1 protein-coding gene and 1 pseudogene are annotated in these 1,927 nt (G+C 48.5%); both read left to right on the forward strand.

Annotated features, from left to right (window positions below):
• Positions 1 to 613: pseudogene (gene gltB / locus R7E78_RS23955) on the forward strand (glutamate synthase large subunit); the annotation flags it as partial.
• A gap of 21 nt (positions 614 to 634) precedes the next feature.
• A partial coding sequence (locus R7E78_RS23960) for an FAD-dependent oxidoreductase (protein WP_318058317.1) occupies positions 635 to 1,927 on the forward strand: 1,293 nt, incomplete at its 3' end.

Consider the following 1,927-nt stretch of genomic DNA (forward strand, 5'->3'; position numbering starts at 1 on the left):
GGGCGGCGTAGAGCTTTACCTCACTGGTGATGCGAACGACTACGTAGGCAAAGGCATGGCTGGTGGTAAGATCGTGATTAAACCTCACCTAGGCACTGCATTTAAATGTAACGAAGCTACCATTATTGGTAACACATGTTTGTACGGCGCGACAGGAGGTAAACTGTTTGCTGCGGGTAAAGCGGGAGAGCGTTTTGGTGTTCGTAACTCTGGCACCATCGCAGTAATCGAAGGCGCGGGTGATAACGCTTGTGAATACATGACTGGCGGCATTGTGGCTATTCTTGGCGCCACAGGAGTGAACTTCGGCGCTGGTATGACGGGCGGTTTTGCTTACGTGTTGGATGAAAATCAAGACTTCCAAGGTCGTGTAAACAACGAATCGGTGGAAGCCATTTCACTGTCGGATCTATACATCCACCAAGAGCACTTGCGCGGCCTAATTGCGGAGCATCTCGAAGAGACTGGCTCTAGCCATGCAGAACATATTTTGGCGAACTTTGACGAATGGATTCCGAAGTTCTACTTGGTGAAACCTCAAGCGGCTGACTTAAACACGCTACTTGGTCACCAAAGCCGCAGCGCTGCTGAACTGCGCGTTCAAGCCCAATAAATCATGGAGGATGTTTGAATCATGAGTCAGAACGTTTACCAATTTATCGATGTTCAACGCGTAGATCCGGCGAAAAAACCAATTAAGATTCGTAAGATTGAGTTTGTTGAAATTTACGAGCCGTTCACGAAACAACAAGCAACAGCGCAGGCCGATCGCTGTTTGGATTGCGGTAACCCATATTGTGAATGGAAGTGCCCCGTCCATAACTACATTCCCCAGTGGCTAAAACTGGCGAATGAAGGCCGAATTTTAGAAGCCGTGGAACTTTCACACCAAACCAACAGCTTGCCTGAAGTGTGTGGCCGTGTGTGTCCGCAAGACCGTTTGTGTGAGGGTTCGTGCACACTAAATGATGATTTTGGTGCAGTCACGATCGGAAACATTGAAAAGTACATCACCGACAAAGCCTTTGAAATGGGCTGGAAACCTGGCATGTCCAAAGTGGAGTGGACGGATAAAAAGGTGGCAGTCATCGGCGCTGGCCCTGCTGGTCTGGCAGCAGCAGACATCTTAGTTCGCAACGGTGTAAAACCGGTGGTGTTTGACCGTTACCCAGAGATTGGTGGCCTACTTACCTTTGGTATTCCTTCTTTCAAATTGGAAAAAGGAGTCATGGAAAATCGTCGTCGGGTATTTACCGAAATGGGCGTTGAGTTCCGCATGAATGTGGAAGTCGGCCAAGATGTGCAGATGCAAGAACTGCTTGATGAATACGATGCGGTTTTCTTAGGTGTGGGCACATACAAATACATGCGCGCCGGTTTGGAAAATGAAGACGCGCCGGGCGTTTATGACGCCCTACCATTTTTGATTTCCAATACCTATAAGGTTATGGAGCTAGAACATAACCAACCGTTTATCGATATGGCTGGCAAAAAAGTCGTAGTGCTTGGTGGTGGTGATACCGCGATGGACTGCGTGCGAACTTCGATCCGTCAAGGCGCATCTAACGTGATTTGTGCCTACCGTCGTGATGAAGAAAACATGCCAGGCTCCCGTCGAGAAGTGAAAAATGCCAAAGAAGAGGGCGTGAAGTTCATGTTTAACCTTCAGCCTTTAGGTATTGAGGTTGATGCGTATGGCAAAGTTTCAGGCGTGAAAGTGGTCAAAACTGCTTTAGGCGAGCCTGATGACGCAGGTCGCCGTCGCCCAGAACCTGTAGAAGGAAGTGAACACGTACTGCCTGCCGATGCTGTCATCATGGCATTTGGTTTCCAACCTCATCAAATGGACTGGCTGACTCCGTTCAATGTTGAACTTGATCAAGGGGGACGAATCAAAGCACCAAACAACCAAGAGTTTCCATATCAA

It is taken from the genome of Vibrio sp. YT-19(2023), from assembly GCF_033337395.1.